This window comes from Allobosea sp. GW821-FHT03A12 (assembly GCF_058986765.1).
The window spans coordinates 25,984-43,237 of sequence record NZ_JBYSVZ010000001.1; the positions used below are offsets into that span (position 1 = coordinate 25,984).

Genomic DNA, 17,254 nt, shown 5'->3' on the forward strand with positions numbered 1-17,254 from the left:
TGCTGCAAAGCACAAGACTCCGCAGCCTTGCCCTGCGGAGAGGTCAGAGCGGCAGATCGGGCTCGGCTTCGGCCTGCTCCTGCCGGGCCTCTTCGGCCCTGGTCTTGCGTTGTGCCGGCGTGCCGAGGCGGGCGAAGCGCCAGATGAGCTGCGGCGTCGCCACGGCGTCGAACTCGACGACGAGCTGCGCCGTCTTGTGGCGGCCATCGGCGGCGGCGAAGAAGATGCTCTCTTCCAGCGCGACCCTGAGGCCGGAAGCCTCGAAAGCCCAGATCTCGCCCGAGGGCAGCGCCAGCAGCGCGCCTTCGCCGTCGCGGATCAGGCTCGGCTTGACGTTGGGATGCAAATGGAAGCGCGCGGCAGCCGGCAAGCTCGCCAGCGCTGCGGGCGGGCTCAGCGCATCCTCGCCGACGAGCTCGCTGCCGTTGCGGGAGAGCAGCAGGCGGCGGGTATGGACGGTGCCGAAGGCGCGTCGGTAGCCGTCATGGCTGGCGACCCATTCATGCCCGTCCTCACCGTCCTGACGGGCGACGCGGACATCGGCCGGGCCGGCGGTGATCCGCCGCTCGCCGAGTACCAGGCCGAAGATGGCGCTGGAGCGGTCGTCCAGGGTCACCGTCGAATGGGCGGCGGTGGCGCGGGCGGCGAGCTTGAGCTCGGGCGTGCCGAAGCGGCTGGCGCCGCAATTCACCACGATGCGCTGCGAGCCGGTCGACAATTCGAAGGAGAGGCAGCCGGCATGAGCCTCGATCGAGTTGGCGCCGCGCGGCGGCGGCCCGGCCTCGACCACGACGATGCTGGTGCCGGCGCTGAGCCGGTCGTAGCCGGAATAGGCGGCATGCTCGATCGGCCGGGCGCGGACGTCGTCATAGGCGGCGAGCGTGGCCATCAGGTCGGGCGGCGTCGCGTTCATGCCGTTGAACAGAGCGAGCGCGCCGTCGCCGTGCCGGAACAGCTTGAGATGCGGCATCATCCGGTCGATCGCCATGATGACCGCCCGGGGCGGCTCCAGCCCGCGTGCGGTGAAGGTCTCGCGCAGCGGCAGGAGATCGAGCAGGAGATCGATGAGGATGCGGGGATTGCGACTGAGATGGCCGCCATCCGGCAGGATTTGCTGCTCCAGCTCGTCGGAAAGTGCGATCTCGTAGCGGCGCAGGCGCCGCTCCTGGCCGTCGAGGCAGATGGCGGCGAAACAGATCGCGATCAGGCATTGCAGCCGCGCCGCACCTTCGACGGCGCCGGCGAGCGCGAGCTGCAGCCGCTCGGTCGTCTGCGCGACATGGCGGATGAAGCGCTCGTAGAAGGCATGGTCGGCGCCTTCGAGCAGGAGCGGCGAATGCGACAGGAACGACATCAGCCGGCGGGCGATCACGGCCGGGCGGCGGGCGATCTCGTCGCGGTCATGCCGGCGGGCGATGAACTCGTCAACGAGGGCGCGGGCATTGGCGCGGGCGATCGCGGTGTCGGCGGCCCGCAGGTGACGCAGCCAGACGAAGCCGTGCAGCGCCTCGGCCCAGGCCTCGCTCGGCGGCGCGACCAGGAAGGGCGATTCGCCATGGCAGTTCACGGTGCGGCCGGAGAGGGCGAAATAGCCGGCGTAGATATCGCTTGCCGTGATCGGGTCGGCGGTGCGCAGGTCGTGAGGAGCGAAGAGCAACCGGCTGGCGCGCAGGCGGCCGAAGGGCCAGAGCGCACGTTTGGCACCGGCAACCTGGCCGCGCGTGCGTCGCGCCGCCCTGCCGATGGCTGCCCGTGCAAGGCCTCCGCGCTCCGACCAGCCGTTCAATGAAGTCTGCTGCCTCGCCGTCCCACCGCCTCCCTGCGAAGGCGAATCCCCGATCGAGTCATGATCTTATCAGGCGACAAGCGTAAAATCCCGCCCATCCTGAGAGACGGGGCGTCTCGCCGGCGAGCTGGTGCGGTAGCGTGCGCAATTCGCCCTCAGCCGTCAGCGCCTCAGCCTGGCCGCCGATCTCCTCGGGCTTGATCGGATCGCGAGCGAAGCCGTCGTTTCGGGCCAGGAAGGCCTCGATCTGCGCCTCGCCTTCCGCACGCTCCAACGAGCAGGTGCAGTAGATCAGACGCCCGCCTTGCTTGGTGAGCCGCGCCGCCTGGTCGAGGAGGCGCGCCTGCAAGGCGGCGAGCTTGTCGACATCCTCGGGTCGTTTGGTCCAGGCGACGTCGGGATGGCGGCGGATCGTGCCGGTGGCGCTGCAGGGCGCGTCGAGCAGCACGGCGTCGAAGGGCTCGGCCTCGAAGGCCGTGACATCGGCGGTGACGACCTCGGCGCTCAGCCCGAGCCGTTCGAGATTGGTCTTGAGCCGGCGCAGGCGCGGGCCGGAGCGGTCGACCGCGACGATCTCGGCGCCCGCCTGTGCGAGCTGGACGGTCTTGCCGCCGGGCGCGGCGCAGAGATCGGCGACGCGCTCGCCTGGTTGGACATTGAGTAACTGGGCGGGAAGGGCGGCGGCGGCGTCCTGCACCCACCATTCACCCTCGGTGAAGCCCGGCAGGCCGGTGACCGCCTCGCGCCCGCGCAGGCGCACCGAGCCGGTCGGCAGGACGATGCCGTCGAGCTTGCCGGCCCAGCCGGCCGGATCGGATTTGACGGTCAGGTCGAGCGGCGGTTCCTCGGCATGCGCGGCGGCGATCGCCTTGGCGACATCGGCGCCATAGGTCTCGATCCAGCTTTCGCGCAGCCAGTCGGGCGTATCGGTCAGCGGATCGAGATCGGCCAGGATCGCCTCGCGCTCGCGCGCCAGCCGGCGCAGCACGGCATTGCCGAGCGAGGCGTAGCGCGAGGAACGAGCATCTTCGTGCAATTGGCGGATGGCGAGGTCGACGGCGGCGTGATCGGGCACGTCCAGAAAGAGCAGCTGCGCGGCTGCGGCGACCATGATCGGCTCGAACGGGCCGGACTTGCGCGGGCTGCCGCGCTCCAGCCGGGCGTCGATCACCGCGCGGATCGTGCCGAGGCGGCGGAAGGCGACGGTCGCGATCGCGCGCGCCAGCCCGGCATCGGCCGGCTCCAGCCCTGCCGTCTGCGCCATCCGTTCGAAGGTCTCGTCGAGCGCCGTGCCGGCGCGCAGGATCTCGTCGATCAGCGTTGCGGCAAGGCGGCGCGCAGCGAGGCCGGGGACATCGTCGCCATAGGCGTGGCTCTGTACCTTCACCATCTCAGCCCCAGGGCCCCGGCTCGCGCCCGCCGGCGAACGGGTTCTGGCTCGCGCCGCTCGTGAACCCGCCGCGGCTTGCGCCGACGCCCATGGCGCGCGCCTGCTCCATCAGTGCGGCGATGCGGTTGCCGGTGTCGGGGTGGGTCGAGAACAGTGAATCCATGCCGCGGCCTGAGAGCGGGTTGATGATGAACATGTGCGCCGTAGCAGGCTTCGCCTCGGCCGTCTCGTTCGGGATGTGGGAAACGCCGCCGGCGATCTTGGCGAGAGCGTCGGCGAGCGCCACCGGATTGCCGCAGATCTCGCCGCCGATGCGGTCGGCCTCGTATTCGCGTGAGCGCGAGATCGCCATCTGGACGATGCTCGCCGCCAGCGGGGCGAGGATCATCAGCGCGATCTGGACGACGGCATTGGGGCGATTGTCGCGCGAGCCGCCGAAGAACATGCCGAAGGAGGCCAGCGTCGAGATCGCGCCGGCCATGGTGGCGCTGATCGTCATGGTCAGCGTGTCGTGGTTCTTGATGTGGGCGAGCTCGTGCGCCATCACGCCGGCAAGCTCATCATAGCTCAGCGTGCGGATGATGCCGGTCGTCGCAGCGACGGCGGCGTTCTGCGGATTACGGCCGGTGGCGAAGGCGTTCGGCTGATCTTCCTGGATGATGTAGACGCGCGGCATCGGCATGTTTGCACGCTGGGCGAGGTCGCGGACCATGCCGTAGAGCTCGGGCGCGGTCGCAGCATCGACCTGCTGGGCGTTGTAGGCGGACAGCGCCAGCTTGTCCGAGTTCCAGTAGCTGAACAAATTGGTCGCGACCGCGATGCCGAGCGCGATCAGCATGCCGCCGGCGCCGGCGAGCAGATAGCCGACCACGCCGAACAGCGCGGTGAGCGCCGCCATCAGCATGCCGGTACGGACATAGTTCATGCAGGAACCCCTTCTTGCGTCGCTGCCCGGCACGGAAAGGCTCGCCGGAACGCGGTTTCGTCCCTAGAGCCGGATGATCTCGGATGGAACTGCAAGTCGGTTCCATCCGAGATCTGAATCCGTCTCTCATCAAAGAGTTAGAGCAGGATCACAGCGAAAAACCGGTTCCCACTTTTTCGCATCCTGCTCTATGTGGTGGGGATGATGCCGATCCTGCAAGAGAATGGCCGATCATGACGTCGCAGACGAAGACGGATGAAGCCGCGCCGCCGGTCCCTGCGAAGGAGCTGTCGCCGGCCGCCCAACGTGCGCTCGCGGAGGCTGAAGCGCGCCGCGCAGCGATCGACGCCAAGGCAGCTGAGCTCAAGCAGCAGAAGGAAGTTGACGGTCGCGGCGGACTGGAGCCGGTGCGCTATGACGACTGGGAAGTGAAGGGCATCGCCAGCGACTTCTAGGGCGTCTTGCGACGAGTGTGGAGCGCCGAAACCGTCATTGCGAGGAGCGCAGCGACGAAGCAATCCAGAAGGACGTAGGGCACGGCCGCTCCTGGATTGCTTCGCTACGCTCGCAATGACGATTGGAGTTATGCCGCCCGAGCTCGCCGCGCCGGTACCGCCGCCCCCTGCCCCTCCGCGGTGCGGAAGGTGCTGACGAAGCGGTTCAGGCGTTCGATCTGATCGAGCAAAGCGCGAGCGGACGCGGCGCTCTCCTCGGCCAAAGCGGCGTTGCTCTGGGTCATCTCGTCCATATGGCTGACGGTGCGCGCCATCTCGTCGATGCCATTGGCCTGCTCGCCGGCGGCGGCGGCGATCTCGTTGACGGTGGCCGAGACCTGCATCGAGGCCTCGACGATCTTCTCCAGCGTCTCGCCGGCTTGCCGGACCAGGCGCACGCCCTCGACGACCTCGGTGTCGGAGGAGCCGATCAGCGCAGTGATGTCCTTGGCGGCCTCGGCCGAACGTTGCGCGAGGGCGCGCACCTCGGCGGCGACGACGGCAAAGCCTCGCCCGGCATCGCCGGCGCGGGCTGCCTCGACAGCCGCGTTCAAGGCCAGGAGATTGGTCTGGAAAGCGATGCCGTCGATCACGCTGGTGATCTCGGAGATTTTCTTGGAGGCGCCTTCGATGCGCGCCATCGCCTCGATCGCGTCCTTGACGATCTCGCCGCCGGTGCGGGCCACGGCCGAGGCATTGTCGGCCAGCGTCACCGACTGGCGCGAGGACTGGGCCGAGCTCTTGACCGAGGCGGTGAGCTCCTCGGTCGTCGCCGCAGTCTGCTGCAGGGCCGAGGCCTGCTGCTCGGTGCGGGAGGACAGGTCATTGGCGCCGCTGTTGATCTCCTGCGAGGAGGCGGCGATGGCGGAGGAGCTGGTCTTGATGCTCGCGACCATCTCGCCGAGCTTGATCATGGCGTCGTTGAAGTGGTCGCGGATGCTGGCGTATTCGGCCGGCATGTCGTCGGCCATGCGATGGGTCAGGTCGCCGCGGGCAAGGGCCGCCATGCCGTTGCCGACATAACCGATCGCCTTGTCGCGTTCCTTGGCCTTGGCCTCCTCGACGGAGCGGGCTTCGGCTTCGACCTTCAGGCGAGCCGCCTCGGACGCTTCGAGATAGACCGAGATGGCGTAGTCCATGTCGAGCAGGGCGGCCTTGACGATGGCGCCGATCTCGGCGCCGCGCTCGGCGGCGCCGGGGAGCTTGCCGCCGAAGCGGCTCTTCGGCCAGCGCTCCTCCAGCACCTTGGCGAGCAGGTTCTCAAGCAACAGGGCATAGCCACCGATATACCAGCGCGGCTCCAGCCCGATCTTGGCGTGGATCTGGCCGACGGTGGTGACGGCGCGGACATAGTCCTGGTCGAACAGGCCCTTGGCGATGCGGTTCCAGTGCGAGATCTGGCGGTTCTTCGCGCCTTCCATATGGGCGGCATTGCTGAAGAAGGCCTTGGTCTCGGGGAAGGCGGAGACCTGGGCGTAGAAGGCGTCGAGGGCGCCGGGCAGGGCGCCGAGGATACTCTTTTCCATCCCGGCGATGCGGCCACGCGCCTCGCCGTCGAGCTGCATGAAATCTAGCCGCCTGCCGAGCTGATCTCCTGACGACATGATGCGGTTCCCCAACCGTGTTGCGCGGCGCCCTTTGGCCACTTTGGAATGAAACCAGAGTATGGTTAAGAAACGGACAATGGTTGCTTAGTCGGCACTTTACACGTTTTGCGCGTATCTCGGTGGAAGCCATTGCCGCCAACTGCGATGCGCCTGCCCCGGTCTGTGCCACAACGGCCCGGATTCCGATCCGCCGCAAACCACGCTAAGAGGGGTTCGCATGATGGTTGGAATGGGCAAGGCATGAGCAGCGACGGCAAGAGGATCGAGGCGCTGCGGCGGCTCCTGACCGAGGCGTATCAGAAGCTCGGACTCAAGCTCGGCTTCTCGCTCTGGGACGGTTCGCGCGTACCGGCCGACTGGCCGGTGGACGGGCTGATGATCGCGATCCGCGATGCCGGCGTCGTCGCTGCGCTGCTGCGCAAGCCCAAGCTCGACACGCTGCTGCATCTGCACGTCTCCGACCGCATCGCGATCGAGAACGGCACGATCTTCGATCTCGCCGCGGCAAGGCCCGACGGCAAGGTCGGCCGGCTGGCGCGCGGTATCTCCAAGACGGCGGCCTTCGATGTGGTCAGGCACTTCCTCTTCGCGCCGGGGCAGGCCCCGCAGGCGGTTCAGCACATCAAGGGCGACGAGATCGCCCGCGACGGCAAGCCGGCGACCAACAAGGCCAATATCGCTCACCATTACGACGTCTCGAACGCTTTCTATAAGCTCTTCCTCGACGAGCGCATGGTCTACACCTGCGCCTACTTCACCGAGGATCATGACGATATCGAGAGGGCGCAGACCGACAAGCTCGAGATGATCTGCCGCAAGCTGCGCCTGAAGCCTGGCGACAAGCTGCTCGACATCGGCTGCGGCTGGGGGGCGCTGGTCTGCTATGCGGCCCAGCATTACGGCGTCGAGGCGCATGGCGTGACGCTGGCCGAGGAGCAGCTCAAGCTGGCGCGGGAGAAGATCGAGGCGCTCGGGCTTCAGGACAAGGTCACGCTCCATCTCAAGGATTTCACCCAGATGGAGGGGCAGTTCGACAAGATCTCGTCGATCGGCATGTTCGAGCATGTCGGCATCCGCAACCACCCGACATACTTCCAGGCGGTGAACCGGCTGCTCAAGCCGCGCGGGCTCTATCTACACCACTCGATCTCGCGGCGCGCTAAGAAGACCGAAAAGGCCTTCAACAAGATGCCGGCCGAGTACCGGGCGCTGGTGCGCTACATCTTTCCGGGCGGCGAGCTCGACCATTTGGGCATGTCGATCGCCAATCTCGAGCGCTACGGCTTCGAGGTGCATGACGTCGAGGGCTGGCGTGAGCATTATCAGCGCACGACGCAGCTCTGGTTCGAGCGGCTGAACGCGAACAAGACGGCGGCCGAAGCGGAAGTCGGGCCGGAGCGGACGCGGATGTGGCTGATCTATCTCGCCGGCTGTTCGCTCGCCTTCGAGCGCGGCGGGGCGCTGATCAACCAGACGCTGGTGTCGAAGCGGCGCAAGGGACCGTCCGGCCTGCCGTTGACGCGGGTCGATCTCTATCGTTGAGCAGGGTCAGGAGAGGCGCAGCGCCAGCGGCCGAGCGCTGACCGTCACGGAACCGGCGCCGGCCTCGGCGCGGGCGTAATGCAGGGCATCGTCCCGGCTGCGGAAGTAACCGCCGCCGCGGCCATGTGTCTCGACCGCGATCCAGTGGCCCTCGCGGTCGCGTCCGATCTTGAAATGCGGACGGGCGGTCGAGGTGGCGACGGTCGGCATGACCGCCTCAAAAGAAACCGATGGTGGCGCCGAAGGCGAGGCCCGCGCCGAAGACGATCATCGAGGCGAAGCTGGCTTCGGCAACGGTGAAGAGCGTCTGGGCGTGGCCGGAGAGGACCGAGCGGGACAGCGTGAACATCGAAACCCCCAAGGGCGGAGCATTGATGTTCCGGTCTTGTGGCGCTCTGCGCGGCTTTCGCTGCCAGTGTCATGATTGCCGCCGGCGCCAGCGCTCTCGTCGGTGAGAGCCCTGTTTCGCTGGCGCTCAGCCGGGCTTCACGAAGCCCGGCCAGTAATGCCCGTCCGGGGTGGGACGCTTGCCGAAGATCGCCTGGCCGACCCGGACCACCGTCGCCCCTTCCGCGATCGCCTCCTCGAAATCGCCGGTCATGCCCATGGACAGGCCGGTCAGGCCGGGATGGCGCGCGGCGGCTTCGTCACGCAGGCGGCGCAGCAGGGCAAAGCAGGGGCGCACCCGCGCCATGTCGGAGCTGAACAGAGCGAGCGTCATCAGGCCGCGCGGCTTCAGCCGCGGGAATTCGCCCAGTCGGTCGACGAAGGGCAGCAGCGCATCCGGATGCAGGCCGAACTTGCTGTCCTCGTTTGAGGTGTTAACCTGCACATAGACATCGAGGCTGCGGCCATCGCGTTCCAGCCGCCGGTCGAGCAATTCGGCGAGCTTCAGACTGTCGAGCGCATGGAACTCCCCGGCGAAGCGGGTGAGATACTTGACCTTGTTGCTCTGGAGATGGCCGACGATGCTCCAGTCGATGGCAAGGTCAGCCAGCGCCTCGCGCTTGCCCATCGCCTCCTGGATCTTGTTTTCGCCGAAGGCGGTGATCCCCGCCGCAAAGGCGCAGCGCAGGACCTGCGCCGGCACGGTCTTGGTGATCGGCAGCAGCCGCACCGAGGCGCGGTCCCGCCCGGCGCGCGCGCAGGCCCGAGCGATGCGTTCCTCCACCGCGGCGAGATTAGCGCGGAACGTGCCGACCGGGTCAGAGCCGAAGCGCTCGATATCGGCGGCGGAGAGCGATGTGTCGGCCGGGGGCTGGTCGATATCTGCAGCAGTCAAGGTTCGAATCCCCGTCGGCGCCCGTCGCGGCAGCCCGAAACTGCCACGGCGGAGCGTCATCCTCTCTGCGGACGGCTGGTCCAGTCGTAACCTGCGCATAGGACTGGTCCTGACAGAACGTCCAGTTAGACGCTATCGCGATGGGCCAGTTTCAGGCACGCGCCTTGGCTCAAAGCTGTTCTAGCCGGCGACGCTGGCCTGCGGCTGATAAGTCATCGTCCGCGCCACGCTCTGCGCCGGGCGCTTCTCGCCGGCCAACACTTCGAAATCGAGATGGTTTTCGGGCGGGACCAGCGGGCAGGTGACGAAGTTGGTGAAGGCGCACGGCAGGGCGACCGCATAGTTGAAGTCGATCCAGTCGATGCGGGTGTTCGTCGCATCAGCGAACTGCAGCTCGATGACCCGGCCGGCGCCGTAGGTGATCGGGCCGCTGGTCTTGTCGCGGACATGGGCGACGGGCTGCACGCCGGTCGGCGTGTCCTTGCCGATGAGCACGACGGTATAGCTCCTGCCGTCGACCTCGAAGGTGAAGGTGCCCATGCGCGGCGTCGTCTCGCGCACGCCTGCCTCGACGGTCTCGGCCTCGAACTCGACGCGCTCCGCCGGGGTGTAGACGCCGGGGATGCGCCAGGCCGGATCGTAGTCGAAGGCGGTGACGCCGGCATCCTCCAGGCGTGTCGCCTGGCGCGGATCGCGCACGCGCACGCCGTAGAGCCGGCTGCCGTCATGCTTGGTGCGCACGATGGTCTCGACCTCGTTCACGCCGAAATAAACCGGCACGCTCCTGCCGTGGCCATAGGTCTGGTTGCGGCCGGGGATGATCTCGACCGGGCCAGCCGGGTATTCGCCGTTCACCGACAGGGTCGGCCCCGAAGCCGGCGGTGTAAAGATGACTTGGCCGTCCGCGACCGACCAGCGGCCGGGAAGCAGCTCGAACGCGACATCGCGGTCGCTGTCTTCAAGCCAGTACTGGGCGACGAGCGCGGTCCAGCCATAGGGGCGGAACATGGTGGCGACATGGGCATGGCGCCATTCGCGCCACTGGCCTTCCAGATGTTCTCGCGTCGGCATGGTCGTTGTCCTTCGAAGGCTCGGAATGTCTGCTTGCGAGCGCCCCGGCCTAGCGGCCGGTGACCTCGGCCAGGAAGGCGAGGACGCCGCGCCAGGAGCCGTCATCGGCCCTGGCATTGCCGGACGGCGTGCCGCCGCTGGTGTAGGGCACCTTCGAGACCGGGTGCTCGCGGCTGAGCTGCGTCGTCGGCACGAAAGGCAGGTTGATGGCGTGGCCGGCATCGTCGAAGTCGAGATGGCGCACGAGATGCGGATGGCCGTGCCGGCTCAGGGTCGAGACGACCATGCGGGAGTAGAGGCTGGAGGGCCAGGCGCGGTCGTCGCGGCCGGAGACCAGCAGCACCGGCCCGGCGATCCTCTCGACCGGGATGCGCGCCCGCTCCGCCAGCGCACGATCCTTCAGCCCCTCGAAGAAGACCGAATGGTGCCGGCTGGGCGGGGCGTCGCCGGCCCAGGGATGCCAGTGCACGGCGGCATTGTCCTGCCAGAGATGGGGCAGGGGCACGCCGTCCCTGGTCCAGGTCACGCCCTGCCAGCCGCCGCGCGCCGGATCGCCGGCGCCCTGGGCGCCATGGACCATGGCGCCGGGCACATAGGCGATCACGGCCGAGACCAGATCGGGGAACGTCGCTCCGAGCAGCAAAGCGAGCTCGCCGCCGCGCGACTGGCCGCTGACCGCGACGAAGCCGCTTTGCGGCTCGAGTTCGCGGTGGGCCCAGCGCAGGCCGGCCTCGAGATATTCGAGCGGGGTTTCGGTGATAAAGGGCGAAAGGCCGGGGGCCTTGAAATAGCCGAGCGCGAAGGCCTGATAGCCATGCGAGGCGTAGAGCGCGCCGCGCGGCTCGTTGATGCCGCCGCCCGAGCCGTTGAGCACGACCACGACCGGGTGCGGGCCCGAGCCGGCAGGTGTGAACACCGTGCCGACGAGGCCTTCTTCGCGGACCTCGCGCCGAGTCACCCCCGGCGCGGCGAAGCGCTGGAGCAGCTCGGCCTCGGCGCGGGCGCCGTCAGCCGTCTCGGCGGTCAGCGCGGTCCACAAGGGCTGCATGACGTCGTCGGCGAAGAGTTCCTGGCTGGTGCCGCCGTCCGGATGCTGGCCCCAGAGCAGGCCCATCGCCGCGACCTCGGCATAGTCGCCGCCGACGGGCGCATCGCGCGTGAGGTCGACCACACCGTCGGCGTCGGCCATGAAGGTCGCCTGGCTGTCCCAGACGACCTCGCGCGAGCGCAGCGTCCGGGCGGAGATGGCGACGAGTTCGTCGCGAGCGAGGCCGGTGACAATGATCTGGCGCGGCTCGTCGATCTGGCCGTCGGCAGGCGTGACCGTGAGAACCGGCCGGGAGGCAGAGGGCGTCGTCATCTAGGGGCTTGTCCGTTGCATCACCGGTTTCCCCGGTCTGTCATGCGGTCGAGATAGGCATCGAGACGCTGGGCGAAGTCGGTGTCCAGCGTCGCCTCGGTCGGCAGTCCGCCGCCGCGCGGCCAGTGGCCGCCACCGCCGGTCCAGTCGCTTTTCAGCCCGGCGAGCCTGGCCTGCCAGTCGATTTGCTCTCCTGCCGCCGCGGGATCGAAGGCGAGAAGGAACACGCCGCGACCTTTCGGATCGCCGCGGCCGCCGCCGGCGATCCCGGCCAAGAGCTCGACCACGAGGCCGAGCAGCGAGCCGATTTGGCCACCGCGCGGCAGCAGCGCCGCGACCTCGGCGGCGATGCTGGTCGGCCTGCCCTCGGCGTCGAACGCGATTCCGTCCGGCAACGGCTGCCCCGTCGTGCGGGCGGTGCGGATATCGGCCATGGTGGCGCTGCTGCTGGCGACGTCGATGACGACGCGCTCCTCGCCCCGGCCCATGGCGATGGCGAGCGGATTGGTGCCGATCACGGCCTTGGTGCCGCCATGCGGCGCGACGAAGGGCGGGCCCTCGGCGCCTGCGAGGCCGACGAGCCCGGCATCGGCGAGATGGCGGACGAAGGGCGCGAGCCGGCCAAAGCCCCGGACACCGCGCAGGAAGACGGCGGCAAGGCCGAATTGCCGGGCGGCGGCTTCAAGGTCGAGCGTGGCTGAGGCGATGGCGAGCGGCGCGAAGCAGGCGGAGCAGTCGCACCAGCTTATCGCCTGTGGTTCGCGCGTCGCCGGAAAAGGCGCGGCCTCGGCGGTCCACTCGTCGAGCATCGCGATGCCGAAGCGCGGCAGGCCGAGCGCATCGGCTTCGACCAGCGCCGAGGCGGCGAGCCTCGCCGCTACGCCGCCGCCGAGCGCGGCCGACAGTTTTGCCACGGCTGCGGGGACCGCGATCATGGGCCGGTGCTCCGCGCCGCGCTGCCGATCCTGATCTCGCTTTCCGAGAGATAACCCAGCGTCATCAGGCGCTCGATCAGGAATTCCCGGGCATGCCGAATATGGGCGGTCTCGATCGCGGCGGCGCGCTCGCCGTCGCCGGCTTCGATCGCATCGACCAGCGCGGTGTGCTCGTCGGAGTGCTGCCCGGCCTTGACGGTGAAATCGATGGCGAAGCGCAGGAGCCGTTCGAGCTCGTCGAACAGGCTCTCGGAGAGAGCGACGACGCGCTTGTTGCGGGCGCAGCGGGCGATGGCGACATGGAAGCGCCGCGCCACCTGCTGCATCGCGGCGACATCGAGCGGCGCGGCGTATTCCCCGACGATCCCGCGCAGTTCGGCGATCTCGGTCGGGGTGGCGTAGCGCGCCGCTTGCCGGGCGGCATGCGGTCCGATGGCGGCGCGCAGGTCGAGGATCTCGTGCACCGCCTGGAAGGTGATGGCGGCAACGCGATAGCCGCTGCGCGGCAGGATCGCGACCAGCCCGTCGGCGGCGAGCTTCTGCATGGCGTCGCGCACCGGCGTCTTCGAGACCTCGTAGCGATCGGCGATGGCGGCGGCGTCGAGCGTCGTTCCCGGCGCGATCTCGCAGCGCATGATCTCGCGCCGGAGCGCGTGATAGATGCGCTCCGAAACGGGCGTATGGGCGGTGGCGGCCGGGCTGGCGTCGAGGCTCATGATCCAGCGCCCCTCAGTGCTTCGCCCAGGGCACGAAGCGCCGCTCCAGCGCCTCCAGCGCGAGGATGGTGAGGTAGCCCATGGCCGAGATCACGACGATGCCGACGAACATCCTGGAGACTGCGAAGGTCTGCCAGGACGCCCAGATGAAGAAGCCGACGCCGCTGCGCGCACCCAGGAACTCGGCCGCGGCGATGATGATGTAGGAGGAGCCGGCGGCGAGCTTCAGCCCGGTGAAGATGCTCGGCAAGGCGGCGGGGAAGGCGATGCGCCGGAAGGTCTGCAGGCGGCTCGCGCCGGCATTCTTGGCGACGTCCATGTAGATCTGCGGCGTCTGCATCACCCCGCTCATGGTGTTGTAGAGCATGAGGAAGAAGACGCCGATGGCGATGACCACGAACTTGGATGCGTCGCCGACGCCGAAGATCAGCAGGATCAGTGGCAGGATGGCGATCTTCGGCACGGGATAGAGCGCCGAGAAGATCGGCCCGAGGATACGACGAGTCGGCCGCGACAGGCCGAGGATCAGCCCCATGACGATGCCCGGTACCGCACCCATGGCGTAGCCGATGCCGACACGCCGCAAAGTCGCGCCGATATGGTCGAACAGCTCGAAGCTCAGCACCATCCGCCAGGCGGTCTCAGCGATCGCGCTCGGTGCCGGGAAGAAGCGCCGGTCGATCAGGTTGAGCTGGCTGGACGCTTCCCAGAGCAGTAGCAGGAGCAGCGGGCTGAAATAGGAGGCGAGCCGGAACCAGCGCTCGCGCCGGGCCGGCGCTTTCAGCCGGCGCAGCTCGTCTTCCGTCAAGGTCGCAGGGATGGCGCTCATCTCATGCCCTCGCCGGGGAGGCCAGCAGATGCCAGACCTCGTAGGTCAGATCCCAGAAGCGCTTGTCGCGCCGCATCTCGACGACGTCGCGCGGGCGCTCGAACGGCACTTTGAGGTCGGCGACCAGCGTGCCGGGGCGCGGCGACATCACCAGCACGCGGTCGGCCAGCGTCAGCGCCTCGTCGACGCTATGGGTGATGAAGACCACGGTCTTGCCGGTCGTCTCCCAGATGCGCAGCAGCTCTTGCTGCAGCGTCAGGCGGGTCTGCTCGTCGAGCGCGCCGAAGGGCTCGTCCATCAAGAGGATGTCGCGGTTGTCGACCAGAGCCCGCGCCACCGAGACGCGCTGCTTCATGCCGCCGGAGAGCTGGTGTGGCCGGGCCCCTGCGAAATCGGTGAGGCCGGTGAGCGCCAGCAGCTCGGCGACCCGCTTGTCCTGCTCGGCTCGGGAAACGCCCTTGAGGCTGAGCGGAAAGGCGATGTTCTCCGAGACGGTCAGCCAGGGCAGGACGGAGGCTTCCTGGAAGACCATGGCCGGCGGGGTCCGACTATGCAGCTTGATCGTGCCGCTGAGCGTCTGCTCGAGATCGGCGAGGATGCGCAGCACCGTGGTCTTGCCGCAGCCGCTCGGCCCGACGATGCAGACGAACTCGCCTGGTGCCACGGAAAAGCTGACATCGGAGACGGCGACGGTTACCCGGTCGCTCTCGCTGTCGTAGAAGGCCTTGGTCAGATGGGCGACCTCGATGGCAGGCCGGGCCGCCTCGGAGGGAGCAGGGCTCACGAGCTTGAGCGCCGGCGCCATCAGGGCTTGCTCGCGACGAGCTCGTTGGCGCGCTTCAAGAGATCGAGGCGGTAGACAGCGTCGATCTTGGCCGGGCCCTTGTATTCGAGCGCGCCGCGCTTGCGGAAGAACTCCTCCTGCTCGCGCACCGAGGCCATGTCGATGGCGCCGTCTTCGGAGCGGACGGTATAGGGGATGCCGCGCAGGGCATCGCGCTCGGTCCCGGTGTATTTGGCGACGATGTCGAGGACCTTGTCGTCCTGCCAGCCACCCTTGTCGAGCAGGCGCGCGGCCTTGAGATAGCCCGCCATGAAGCGGACTACCGCATCCTCGTTCCTGGCGACGAAGTCCTGGTTGAAGGCGATCAGGCCGAGCTCGGTGCCGAAGGTGTGGTCCTCGACCAGCCGGCGGCCGAGGCCCTGCTTCTCGAGCTGCTGGGCGAAGGGCTCGATGCTCCAGCCGGCTTCCAGACCACCATTGGCGAAGGCGGCGGCGGTGGCCGGTGGCGGCAGATAGACCGGCTCGACGTCTTCGATCCTCAGCCCGCCCTTCTCCAGCGCCTTGGCGACCGAGAACATGCCGAAGCCGCTCGGCCCGGGAATGCCGACGCGCTTGCCCTTGAGGCCGGCGACCGTGCGGATGCCAGCGTCCCAGGCCTTCTGCGAGATCATGAAGGGCGAGGGCGACGGAACCGTCGCCGGCATCCGGGCCGAGGTCGCAATGATCGCGACGGTGGCGCCGCGGTCGAGCGCGTTGAACAGGCCGGCGCCCCAGGTCGCCGCGCCTGCCTCGGTGTTGCCGGAGGCGAGCAGCTGGATGGTCTCGGCCGTGCCGCCCTTCGGCTGTAGCGTCACCTCGACGCCGAATTCCCTGAAGAAGCCGAGCTCCTTGGCGACGAAGAACGGCGCGTAATCGGCGAAGGGTGAATAGAGGAACTCGACCTTGGGCAGCTTCTGGGCCCGGGCCGCCGAGACGAATGCGGGAGCAAGGGCGGCGGCTGCCGCGGCGGTCATGAGATCACGACGGCTGACTGAAGGCATGCGCGCGGCTCCATAAGCCAGTGTGGCCCTGGATAGGTGCTTACAACTGATGCATCAGAGGTGCAATCTGATATTTCTAGTGCCGCGCTCAGCACTCCGGCAGGTTGACGGCCAGGCCGCCGAGGCTGGTTTCCTTGAAGCGCTCGTTCATGGCCTCGCCGGTCTGGCGCATCGCCTCGATGCAATTGTCGAGCGGCATGAAATGCGAGCCGTCGCCGCGCAAGGCGAGCGAGGCCGCCGCGACCGCCTTGATCGCGCCGATGCCGTTGCGCTCGATGCAGGGCACCTGGACTAGGCCCGCCGCGGGGTCGCAGGTCATGCCGAGATGGTGTTCGAGGGCGATTTCCGCGGCGTTCTCGACCTGCTCGGGCGATCCGCCCAGCACCGCGCAGAAGCCTGCCGCTGCCATCGCCGCGGCAGAGCCGACCTCGCCCTGGCAGCCGGCCTCGGCGCCGGAGATCGAGGCATTGTGCTTGATCAGCCCGCCGATCGCCGCGGCGGTCAGCAGGAAATCGGCGATCCTCTCGGGCTCGGCCCCGATGCAGTGATCGAGATAATAACGCAGCACCGCAGGCACGACGCCGGCGGCGCCATTGGTCGGCGAGGTCACCACCCGGCCGCCGGCGGCGTTCTCCTCGTTCACGGCCATGGCATAGACGCTGAGCCAGTCCGAGGTCGCATGGGGCTGGGCGCGATTGCTCTGCCGCTCGGCCACGAGCTGCCGATGGATCTTGGCGGCCCGCCGGCGCACGCGCAGCCCGCCCGGCAACTCGCCCTCCTGGCTCAGGCCCCGCTCGATGCAGCCGTTCATCACCGACCAGAGGCGGGCGAGGCCGCGCTCGACCTCCTCCGGCGGCTGGAGATGGATTTCGTTGGCGCGCTTCATCTGCGCGATCGAGAGCCCGCTCTCGCGCGCCATGCGCAGCATCGTCGCCGCATTCGCGAACGGATAGGGCCAGGAGGAGGTAGCGGTAGCGGCGAGCGTCGGCGCCTCGCGCTCCTGCGCCGTCACCACGAAGCCGCCGCCGATCGAATAATAGGTCTGGGACAGGAACTCGATCCCCGCGGAATCACGAGCGTGGAAGACGAGCCCATTGGCATGGCCGGGCAAGGGCGGCCCGTAATCGAAGACGATGTCGACGGCCGGGTCGAAGGCGAGCGGCGGCAGCCCGTCGAGCCGCAGGAGATGAGTTTTCCCAAGCGTATCCAGCTGGCGTTCCGCCTCGTCCGGATCGAGCTCGGCCGGCGTCCAGCCGAGCAGCCCGAGCGCCACGGCGCGATCGGTGGCGTGGCCCTTTCCGGTGAAGGCGAGCGAGCCGTGGAGCGTGGCGCCGACCGCAACCGCCTCCTTGTGCGAAGGATGCCGGCGCAGGAGGTCGAGGAAATGCGCCGCGGCCGTCATCGGCCCCATCGTATGCGACGATGACGGGCCGATGCCGATCTTGAAGACGTCGAAAACACTCAGGAACATCATTCCCCTCCCGCCGAGCGCG

General features: G+C 68.3%; 17 protein-coding genes. 2 read left to right on the forward strand and 15 right to left on the reverse strand.

Annotated elements, in window-relative coordinates; translation table 11 throughout:
- Nucleotides 1-43: 43 nt before the first annotated feature.
- The 3 genes from AC3WLC_RS00120 to htpX are packed head-to-tail and all read right to left on the reverse strand — an operon-like array spanning nt 44 to nt 4,101.
- Nucleotides 44-1,786 (reverse strand): heparinase II/III family protein, encoded by a 1,743-nt coding sequence (locus tag AC3WLC_RS00120; protein ID WP_493681925.1) that lies wholly within the window; start codon nt 1,784-1,786, stop codon nt 44-46.
- Nucleotides 1,787-1,844: 58 nt separating this feature from the next.
- Nucleotides 1,845-3,176, reverse strand: a complete 1,332-nt coding sequence (locus AC3WLC_RS00125) for an RsmB/NOP family class I SAM-dependent RNA methyltransferase (protein ID WP_493681926.1) — start codon at nt 3,174-3,176, stop codon at nt 1,845-1,847.
- Nucleotide 3,177: 1 nt separating this feature from the next.
- On the reverse strand, nt 3,178-4,101 hold the full coding sequence (gene htpX, locus AC3WLC_RS00130) for a zinc metalloprotease HtpX (protein ID WP_493681927.1): 924 nt from the start codon (nt 4,099-4,101) through the stop codon (nt 3,178-3,180).
- Between the two features lie 233 nt (nt 4,102-4,334).
- On the opposite strand from htpX, the gene AC3WLC_RS00135 reads away from it, so the two are divergent.
- On the forward strand, nt 4,335-4,556 hold the full coding sequence (locus AC3WLC_RS00135) for a DUF1674 domain-containing protein (RefSeq protein ID WP_493683106.1): 222 nt from the start codon (nt 4,335-4,337) through the stop codon (nt 4,554-4,556).
- 128 nt (nt 4,557-4,684) lie between these two features.
- Here the strand turns inward: AC3WLC_RS00135 and AC3WLC_RS00140 are convergent, their stop codons facing one another.
- Nucleotides 4,685-6,199 carry a methyl-accepting chemotaxis protein gene (locus AC3WLC_RS00140; RefSeq protein ID WP_493681928.1) on the reverse strand — a complete coding sequence of 505 codons (1,515 nt, stop codon included), beginning with the start codon at nt 6,197-6,199 and terminating at the stop codon, nt 4,685-4,687.
- Between the two features lie 243 nt (nt 6,200-6,442).
- On the opposite strand from AC3WLC_RS00140, the gene AC3WLC_RS00145 reads away from it, so the two are divergent.
- Nucleotides 6,443-7,744 (forward strand): class I SAM-dependent methyltransferase, encoded by a 1,302-nt coding sequence (locus AC3WLC_RS00145; RefSeq protein WP_493681929.1) that lies wholly within the window; start codon nt 6,443-6,445, stop codon nt 7,742-7,744.
- A 6-nt stretch (nt 7,745-7,750) separates the two neighbouring features.
- Here the strand turns inward: AC3WLC_RS00145 and AC3WLC_RS00150 are convergent, their stop codons facing one another.
- The 11 genes from AC3WLC_RS00150 to AC3WLC_RS00200 all read right to left on the reverse strand — a co-directional run bounded on the left by AC3WLC_RS00150 (nt 7,751) and on the right by AC3WLC_RS00200 (nt 17,232).
- Nucleotides 7,751-7,954, reverse strand: coding sequence for a hypothetical protein (locus AC3WLC_RS00150; RefSeq protein ID WP_493681930.1), 204 nt, complete (start codon nt 7,952-7,954; stop codon nt 7,751-7,753).
- Nucleotides 7,955-7,961: 7 nt separating this feature from the next.
- Nucleotides 7,962-8,093 carry a hypothetical protein gene (locus AC3WLC_RS00155; RefSeq protein WP_493681931.1) on the reverse strand — a complete coding sequence of 44 codons (132 nt, stop codon included), beginning with the start codon at nt 8,091-8,093 and terminating at the stop codon, nt 7,962-7,964.
- 126 nt (nt 8,094-8,219) lie between these two features.
- Nucleotides 8,220-9,026 carry a YggS family pyridoxal phosphate-dependent enzyme gene (locus tag AC3WLC_RS00160; RefSeq protein WP_493681932.1) on the reverse strand — a complete coding sequence of 269 codons (807 nt, stop codon included), beginning with the start codon at nt 9,024-9,026 and terminating at the stop codon, nt 8,220-8,222.
- Nucleotides 9,027-9,206: 180 nt separating this feature from the next.
- Nucleotides 9,207-10,097, reverse strand: coding sequence for a DUF1684 domain-containing protein (locus AC3WLC_RS00165; protein WP_493681933.1), 891 nt, complete (start codon nt 10,095-10,097; stop codon nt 9,207-9,209).
- 49 nt (nt 10,098-10,146) lie between these two features.
- A complete protein-coding gene (locus AC3WLC_RS00170) occupies nt 10,147-11,457 on the reverse strand; it encodes an acyl-CoA thioesterase/BAAT N-terminal domain-containing protein (protein ID WP_493681934.1) in 1,311 nt (436 codons plus the stop codon).
- Nucleotides 11,458-11,477: 20 nt separating this feature from the next.
- Nucleotides 11,478-12,392 (reverse strand): Ldh family oxidoreductase, encoded by a 915-nt coding sequence (locus AC3WLC_RS00175; protein ID WP_493681935.1) that lies wholly within the window; start codon nt 12,390-12,392, stop codon nt 11,478-11,480.
- Nucleotides 12,389-13,108, reverse strand: coding sequence for a GntR family transcriptional regulator (locus tag AC3WLC_RS00180; protein WP_493681936.1), 720 nt, complete (start codon nt 13,106-13,108; stop codon nt 12,389-12,391). The genes AC3WLC_RS00175 and AC3WLC_RS00180 overlap by 4 nt, the downstream gene beginning before the upstream one ends.
- Nucleotides 13,109-13,121: 13 nt before the next feature.
- Nucleotides 13,122-13,937: an ABC transporter permease gene (locus AC3WLC_RS00185; RefSeq protein WP_493681937.1), complete on the reverse strand. Its 816-nt coding sequence runs from the start codon at nt 13,935-13,937 to the stop codon at nt 13,122-13,124.
- 1 nt (nt 13,938) lies between these two features.
- Complete coding sequence (locus AC3WLC_RS00190; RefSeq protein WP_493681938.1) at nt 13,939-14,742, reverse strand: ABC transporter ATP-binding protein; 804 nt, start codon at nt 14,740-14,742, stop codon at nt 13,939-13,941.
- Complete coding sequence (locus tag AC3WLC_RS00195) at nt 14,742-15,761, reverse strand: ABC transporter substrate-binding protein (RefSeq protein WP_493681939.1); 1,020 nt, start codon at nt 15,759-15,761, stop codon at nt 14,742-14,744. The genes AC3WLC_RS00190 and AC3WLC_RS00195 overlap by 1 nt, the downstream gene beginning before the upstream one ends.
- Before the next feature lie 88 nt (nt 15,762-15,849).
- Complete coding sequence (locus AC3WLC_RS00200; protein ID WP_493681940.1) at nt 15,850-17,232, reverse strand: L-serine ammonia-lyase; 1,383 nt, start codon at nt 17,230-17,232, stop codon at nt 15,850-15,852.
- Nucleotides 17,233-17,254: the final 22 nt, after the last annotated feature.